The sequence below is a fragment of the Microbulbifer mangrovi genome (assembly GCF_002009015.1).
Lineage (GTDB): Bacteria > Pseudomonadota > Gammaproteobacteria > Pseudomonadales > Cellvibrionaceae > Microbulbifer > Microbulbifer mangrovi.
The window spans coordinates 24,488-31,447 of sequence record NZ_LZDE01000302.1 but is presented as its reverse complement, the minus strand read 5'-3'; the positions used below and the strand labels follow the sequence as shown (position 1 = coordinate 31,447).

The window sequence follows — 6,960 nt, the reverse complement described above, 5'->3', positions numbered from 1 at the left end:
GTCGCCGACGCAGCGTACATGGACGTATTTACAGCGGTTTCGAAACTTAATCCCCGGTGCTTGGCCGCCACAGTCTCGAAACAGAGCTCCCAGGCGGACTGCGCGACGAAGTCACAGCGCTGATTCGCAAGTCCGACAAAAATTCATTTTTAAAATGTGTGATAGATCATGAGCAACACACCAACTCAGCAAGACGAAAACAAACTGATCGCCGAGCGCCGCGCCAAACTGAGTGCCATGCGCGAGAAGGGCAACGCCTTCCCGAACAGCTTTCGCCGCGAAAACCTCGCCGCCGACCTGCAAAAAGAGTTTGGTGAAAAATCCAAGGAAGAACTGGAAACCGAAGGCAATACCGCCTGCGTTGCCGGCCGTATCCTCGCCAAGCGCGGTCCCTTCATGGTCATCCAGGATGTGACTGACCGCATCCAGCTGTATGCAGATAAAACCGCACAGAAAGATATTAAAGAGCGCTGGGGCACCTGGGACATCGGCGACATCGTCGGCGTCAAAGGCCAGCTGCACAAATCCGGCAAGGGCGACCTCTACGTCAACTGCGAAGAGTACAGCCTGCTCACCAAAGCCCTGCGTCCGCTGCCGGAGAAATTCCATGGTATCGCCGATCAGGAAATGCGCTACCGCCAGCGCTATGTAGACCTGATCGCCACCCCGGAATCCCGCGACGTATTCCGCATCCGCTCCGAAGTGATCAGCTATATCCGCAGCTACCTGAATAACAACCACTTCATGGAAGTGGAAACCCCCATGCTGCAGGTCATTCCCGGTGGCGCCACCGCACGTCCGTTCGTCACGCATCACAATGCACTCGACATCGACATGTACCTGCGGATCGCACCTGAGCTGTACCTCAAGCGTCTTGTAGTAGGTGGTTTTGAGCGCGTTTACGAAATCAACCGCAACTTCCGCAACGAAGGTCTGTCCACCCGCCACAACCCCGAGTTCACCATGCTCGAGTTCTACCAGGCGTATGCGGACTACAACGACCTGATGGACCTCACCGAGAACATGATCCGCGGTATCTGTACCGACGTACTCGGCAGCACCACTGTCCAGTACCAGGACAGCAGCTACGACTTTGCCAAGCCGTTCGATCGTATCAGCGTGTTCGACTCCATCCTCAAGTACAACCCGGAGCTGAGTGCAGCCGATATCGACAATATCGAAAGCGCGAAGAAAGTTGCGGAAAATCTGGAAATCCCTCTCAAGGAAATCTGGGGCCTGGGCAAGATCCAGATTGAGATCTTCGAGAAAACCGTCGAGCACCGCCTTGACCAGCCGACCTTTATCACCGAGTACCCGACCGAAGTGTCGCCGCTGGCGCGTCGCAATGACGACAACCCGTTTGTTACCGACCGCTTTGAGTTTTTCGTCGGCGGCCGCGAGATCGCTAACGGTTTCTCCGAGTTGAATGACGCGGAAGACCAGGCCGAGCGCTTCAAGGCACAGGTGGCGGAGAAAGATGCCGGTGACGACGAAGCCATGCACTACGATGCCGACTATATCCGCGCGCTGGAATACGGTCTGCCGCCGACGGCTGGTGAGGGTATCGGTATCGACCGTCTGGTAATGCTGCTGACCAACTCTCCGTCCATTCGCGACGTACTGTTGTTCCCGCATATGCGTCCGGAAGTTTCTGCGGAGTAATTCTCGCGCAAAGCGCCTTGCAAAAGCGAGCGTCAGCAAAAATCAAAAAGGCGATGGTCGAGTGACCATCGCCTTTTTTGTGCGTGAAAAGGAAGTTGCAGGAATCAGCCGCGAATACCGAGCGGGCCCGCGGGCAAGTAAATGGTTTCCGGCGCAGAACTTCCCTTGCGCTGAATCTCTACCGCTACCGAAGTTCCGGGTTTGGCCTGGTAGACCTGGGTGCGCAGGTCACCCATATGGTAAACACGCTCGTTGTTGTAGCGGATGATCTTGTCGCCGGGGCGCAGTCCCGCCTCATACGCCGGAGTCCCATCCAGCAGATCGCCAATCTCCATTTCCGTGCGGCCGCCATAGGCCTGCAGGTACTGTTCGAATTCAGCGTCTGTCAGCTCCTGCTCGAATACCCGGCGCGGGTTGCTGTAGGTCTGCATCTTCTCCTGCAGAGCCTTGGCTTCGGGGGAGCGCTTGTCCTTCATGTGATGGTATTCGTAACTGAACTGCATCTGCTCATACTGGATGCGCTCCTGCTTATCCACGATAAAAGCGGCGCGCTCCGGGCTGAATCCCTCGTCCGTGAGCTGGCGGATCTGGTTTTCGCGCATGCGGTCGTAGCGGTTCTGGTGATGGTTTTGCGGAGGTTCCCGCGAAACCATGTCGTGCTGCGCGGGGGCGATACCCGCATGCCGGGTTCCTTCCTCGCCTGCGCCGGGCTCGAATCTGCTGCTCAGTTCGTTGACCAGCTCCAGCAGCTGCCCCTGAATTTTGAGGGTCTGCTCCAGCGTCTTTTCAAGTTGCTGCACCCGCTCTCCCAGGTTGCCCGCGGAGACGCCGGAGGAGCTTGTAAAGAGTGTCGGGGCGGAGGGGTTGTCGGAATCCATCCATTGGCCCACGGCCGCGCCGACTGCGAGCAGGGACATGGCCGCCAGGGGAAGGGTGTACTTGCGCAACATCATTGGGTCACCAATCGACTTCGAATTGCCGGTAGTAACAAATTATAGGAGTACGAGGTGATTGGGTAGTTCGTTCTTGATGGTCGTGGCGGGGGCGGCTTCCTCGAGTAGCTCGCCACATTTTTCTACACAGTGAACAAACGCCTCGCCAGTTTTTCCCTTTCTGACCTCGTGGATAAAGTTCTCCACGATCTCCTGCCAGCTCTCATTGGTAATCTGTTCCGCGAGACCCCGGTCGGCGAGAATTTCCACATAGTGCTCCGCCTGGGAGACAAAGATCAGCAGTCCCAGGCGGTGTTTGGTGCTGTGGAGCTCGTGCTCGAGAAACTGTCTGCGGGCAAGGTTGGAAGCGCGCCAGAAGCGCACCTTTTTCGGCACCAGTTTCATGGTGAGCGGTCGCCAGCGGAACAGCACGGCGAGCACAATAAACAGGATCCACTGCAGGGTGAATGCCTGCTGGTATTCGATCCACCAGGGCAGGAACTGCATCAGGGGGGCGAGTAACAGGGACAGGAATGCGGCCCACAGGGTCGAGATATACAGGTAGTTATCCGACTGACGCGCCAGTACCGTAACCACTTCGGCATCGGTGCGTGACTCCACTTCCTTGATGGTTTCGGTGAGTCTGCGTCTTTCACTTGCATTGAGCATTGTTATATTCCATATCGCCCGGGTCCGTGTTACCAGCCGCCGGAAGCGCCGCCGCCGCCAAAGCCGCCTCCGCCACCGCCGAAGCCGCCGCCAAATCCGCCTCCACCACCGTAGCCGCCGCCAAAACCACCGCCGCCGTAGTAGCCGCCGTAGCGCCCGCGGCGGTAATTACTGCCCCCGGCGGGCGCGCCGAGTACGGATGCGCCAAATATCTGCAGCATGATGAACAGTAGGAAAATACCGACCAGAAGCGCCAGCCGGCGGTTCTCGTACGCTTCGGTAGACTCTGCTACATATTCATTTTTGATCGCTGCGATGATGGACTCGACGCCCGCGGTCACTCCGCCGTCAAAATTGCCATTGCGGAAATGGGGCAGGATTTTGGTGTGAATGATGTTGGAGGACATCGCATCGGTGAGTGCACCTTCCAGTCCGTAACCGACCTCGATACGCACTTCGCGTTCCGCGGGGGCCACGATCAGAAGGGCGCCGTTGTCCTTGTCCTTCTGGCCGATTTTCCAGTGCCGGCCCAGCTGGTAGCCGTATTCTTCGATCGTCAGCCCCTGCAGGTCGGGAAGGGTGACCACGACGATCTGGTTGGAGGTTTCCTTCTCCTGCTGTTGCAGCATCTCTGTGAGCTGGTAGCGGGTGCTCTGACTCAACAGATTGGCGTTGTCCACAACGCGCCCACTGAGGGGTGGGAATTTGACGTCGGCAACCGCGAGGCCGGCCCACACAAGGGCCGGACAGAGGATCAAAATAAGGGCGATCCGTCGGATCGTCATGCAGGACCCCGCTGGTTACTGGAAGTCGACTTCAGGAGCCTTGTCAGCATCCTGGCTGGTAGCCTCAAAGGTATCGCGAATGGGCATGTCGCTGTACAGGATGCTGTGCCAGATACGTCCGGGAAAGGTGCGGATTTCGCGGTTGTAGCGTTCTACCGCGGCGATATAATCCCGGCGGGCCACGCTGATGCGGTTTTCGGTGCCTTCCAGTTGGGATTGCAGTGCCAGGAAGTTCTGGTTGGCCTTGAGGTCCGGGTAGCGTTCCACTACCACCATCAGGCGGGACAGGGCGCTGCTGAGCTGGGATTGGGCAGCCTCGAATTGTTGCAGCTTGGCCGGATCATTGATAATCCCGGAATCTACCTGCATGGAGCTGACCTTGGCACGTGCCTCGGTAACCGCCTCGAGGGTTTCCCGCTCGTGCGCGGCATAGGCTTTGACGGTCTTTACCAGATTGGGGATCAGGTCTGCGCGGCGCTGGTACTGGTTCTGTACCTGTGCCCAGGCGGCCTTCACATTCTCATCGTAACTGGGAATATTGTTGATCCCGCAGCCGCTCAGGCCGAAAACCAGAAGTGAGATCAGCAGGGTTTGCCAAAGCCGGCGCTGGGAAAAATTCGGTTTGCCTGAGAGTACAGAATTCATTCCATTCATCCATGTTGGTTCTGAACAAGACAATAATAGTCTCCAATCTGTCGGCATCCGGCAAGTTCGTCCTGCCAACCTAATCAGAGAGCAGTAATGGCATTAAAAGCTACCATATTCAAAGCCAGGCTTCAGATCGCCGATATGGATCGGGATTATTACGGGGAGCACCTGCTCACCGTGGCGCGACATCCGTCTGAGACCGATGAACGTATGATGATCCGCCTGCTGGCCTTCGCCCACAATGCCAGTGAGCAGCTGGAATTTACCCGTGGGCTGTCCAGCGACGACGAGGCGGATCTCTGGCAGCATAGTCTCAGCGGCGAGATCGAAACCTGGATCGAAGTTGGGGTACCTGCTGAAGACCGTGTGCGCAAAGCCTGTGGCCGCGCGCAAAATGTGGTGGTGTACGCCTACGGACAGCGCACCGCTCCAGTGTGGTGGCAAAAAATGGAATCTGCCTGTGCCCGCTTTGACAACCTGCAGGTGTTTTTCGTGCCCGCCGAACAGTGCGCACCGCTGGCGGCGCTGGCAGAGCGCAATATGGACTTAAGCGTGACCATCCAGGATGGCCATCTGTGGGTGGCCGCCGCTGATCAGAATGTGGAAGTCCAGCCCCAGTGCTGGAAATAAAATTTTCATAATGCCCGCACAGCTGCGGGTGATTTGTCGACAAAATTTGTAAATGGAGCCAGGCAATGCCTTCTTTCGATATCGTATCCGAAGTAGATAAACACCAGTTGACCAACGCGGTGGACCAGGTGAACCGCACCATCACCAATCGTTTTGATTTCAAGGGCGTGGATGCCGAAGTTGAAATGTCGGACTTTGCGCTGACACTGCGCGCCGAGTCGGAAATGCAGGTCACCCAGATGGTGGACATGCTGCGTGCTGCGCTGATCAAGTGCGATATCGACCCGCTGGCCATGGATGTGGGCGAGGAGGAGCAATCCGGCAAGCAGGTAAAAGTCGCGGTTACCCTGAAAAATGGACTCGACAAAGAGTTGGCAAAAAAGATTGTCAAGATCATCAAGGAAGAAAAACTCAAGGTGCAGGCGTCTATTCAGGGGGACCAGGTCAGGGTCACCGGTAAAAAACGAGACGATCTGCAGCAGGTGATTGCCATGTTGCGGGGTAAGGAGCTGGAGCAGCCGTTGCAGTTCAACAACTTCCGCGACTGAGCAACTTGCCGGCCTCGAGCCGGTGTCATTGTGCGGGAGGATATTTTGCAAGTTCCTGTCGGGTCTTTGCGCCGTTGGTGTTGTGGTGTCGTCGTATTTGTGGGTATGGCGATCGCTGCTGGAGTCTCGGCAGAGGCAGCGAAAGCGCCGGATATCGAAGCGATACCGGTGGTCCCCGCGCAGTTACTGCACGCCTGGTGGATCGATGACAGCGAAGGGCTGGATGTCTCCGGCCTGAGTTTCTGTAACGGCGACCTGCTCGCGGTTTCGGACAAGTCGTCCGAGCGGATTTATCGGCTTTCTCCCAAGCCGGGAAACAACAGAGTGCAACTAGCTCCCTGGGCGGATTTTTCCCGTCCGCCGCTGCCCGACGATCAGCCGGTTACGGTAAAAGCACGCGCGCTGCATTATGCAAGCAAACCACTCAGTATGGATTTTGAAGGGATCACCTGTGATGACACAGGTATTTACCTGTTGAGTGAGCGGCACAACCGTATTGCCCGGTTTGACCGGAGGGGCAATGCCGGGCTTTGGTTACCCGTGCGCTGGTCTGAGTCCGCGCGGGCGCGCGGCTTTCTGCAGCTGTTCAACGCGGAGAGCGAGGGGCTGGTCAAAGTTGCCGGGGATTTCTGGGTGGCGCTGGAACGGGATCCTCGCGGGCTGTTAAAGCTCGCTGCAGGCGACCGTGTCGGAAAGCGTTTTTATCCGGTGCCACCGGTGCCCGGTCTGGATTTTCGCGGTCGCTCGGAAGACCTGACGGCTCTGGCCTTTTACGATGGGGCGCTGTTTACCCTGGAACGCAATGCGTTTGCGGTGTGCCGGCGAGATGTCGATACCCTTGAGGCGGAATGGTGTATTCAGTACCGGGACATAGAGGAGGGCGAGCAATACGTCTACCGCGAGACCCGGTTTGGTAAGGGCGAGGGACTTGCGGTAAGCCGGGACGGAATTTTCGTGGTGCTCGACAACAATGGCGTGACCCGCGTGGCCGCACCGCAGGATAGCCGCGGCCTGCTGCTGCAGCTGGCTTTTCCCGCCGCCTCGGGTCGATAGTGGTTGGGCAACTGGTTGGATTGGTAGTTGGAG

Annotated in this window: 8 protein-coding genes; 4 read left to right on the top strand and 4 right to left on the bottom strand. The window is 57.4% G+C overall.

Features of this window, described 5'->3' with window-relative positions:
• The first annotated feature begins 168 nt into the window (after nucleotides 1-168).
• Nucleotides 169-1,662, top strand: coding sequence for a lysine--tRNA ligase (lysS, locus tag B4U49_RS09125; protein ID WP_078084285.1), 1,494 nt, complete (start codon nucleotides 169-171; stop codon nucleotides 1,660-1,662).
• Nucleotides 1,663-1,766: 104 nt separating this feature from the next.
• Here lysS and B4U49_RS09120 read toward each other — a convergent pair whose 3' ends face one another.
• The 4 genes from B4U49_RS09120 to B4U49_RS09105 are packed head-to-tail and all read right to left on the bottom strand — an operon-like array spanning nucleotide 1,767 to nucleotide 4,693.
• A complete protein-coding gene (locus B4U49_RS09120; protein WP_078084284.1) occupies nucleotides 1,767-2,615 on the bottom strand; it encodes a PDZ domain-containing protein in 849 nt (282 codons plus the stop codon).
• 39 nt (nucleotides 2,616-2,654) lie between these two features.
• Nucleotides 2,655-3,263: a TPM domain-containing protein gene (locus B4U49_RS09115; RefSeq protein WP_078084283.1), complete on the bottom strand. Its 609-nt coding sequence runs from the start codon at nucleotides 3,261-3,263 to the stop codon at nucleotides 2,655-2,657.
• Nucleotides 3,264-3,292: 29 nt separating this feature from the next.
• Nucleotides 3,293-4,048 carry a TPM domain-containing protein gene (locus B4U49_RS09110; RefSeq protein WP_078084282.1) on the bottom strand — a complete coding sequence of 252 codons (756 nt, stop codon included), beginning with the start codon at nucleotides 4,046-4,048 and terminating at the stop codon, nucleotides 3,293-3,295.
• Between the two features lie 15 nt (nucleotides 4,049-4,063).
• Nucleotides 4,064-4,693 carry a LemA family protein gene (locus B4U49_RS09105; protein ID WP_078084281.1) on the bottom strand — a complete coding sequence of 210 codons (630 nt, stop codon included), beginning with the start codon at nucleotides 4,691-4,693 and terminating at the stop codon, nucleotides 4,064-4,066.
• Between the two features lie 96 nt (nucleotides 4,694-4,789).
• Here B4U49_RS09105 and B4U49_RS09100 point away from each other — a divergent pair, with 96 nt between their 5' ends.
• From B4U49_RS09100 to B4U49_RS09090, 3 genes are all read left to right on the top strand, one after another.
• Entirely contained in the window at nucleotides 4,790-5,326 is a 537-nt protein-coding gene (locus B4U49_RS09100; RefSeq protein WP_078084280.1) for a YaeQ family protein, read from the top strand.
• Between the two features lie 65 nt (nucleotides 5,327-5,391).
• The gene (locus B4U49_RS09095) at nucleotides 5,392-5,874 is read left to right on the top strand and encodes a YajQ family cyclic di-GMP-binding protein (RefSeq protein ID WP_078084279.1); all 483 of its coding nucleotides are present in this window, start codon (nucleotides 5,392-5,394) and stop codon (nucleotides 5,872-5,874) included.
• A 45-nt stretch (nucleotides 5,875-5,919) separates the two neighbouring features.
• Nucleotides 5,920-6,927, top strand: coding sequence for an esterase-like activity of phytase family protein (locus B4U49_RS09090; protein WP_143735603.1), 1,008 nt, complete (start codon nucleotides 5,920-5,922; stop codon nucleotides 6,925-6,927).
• Nucleotides 6,928-6,960: the final 33 nt, after the last annotated feature.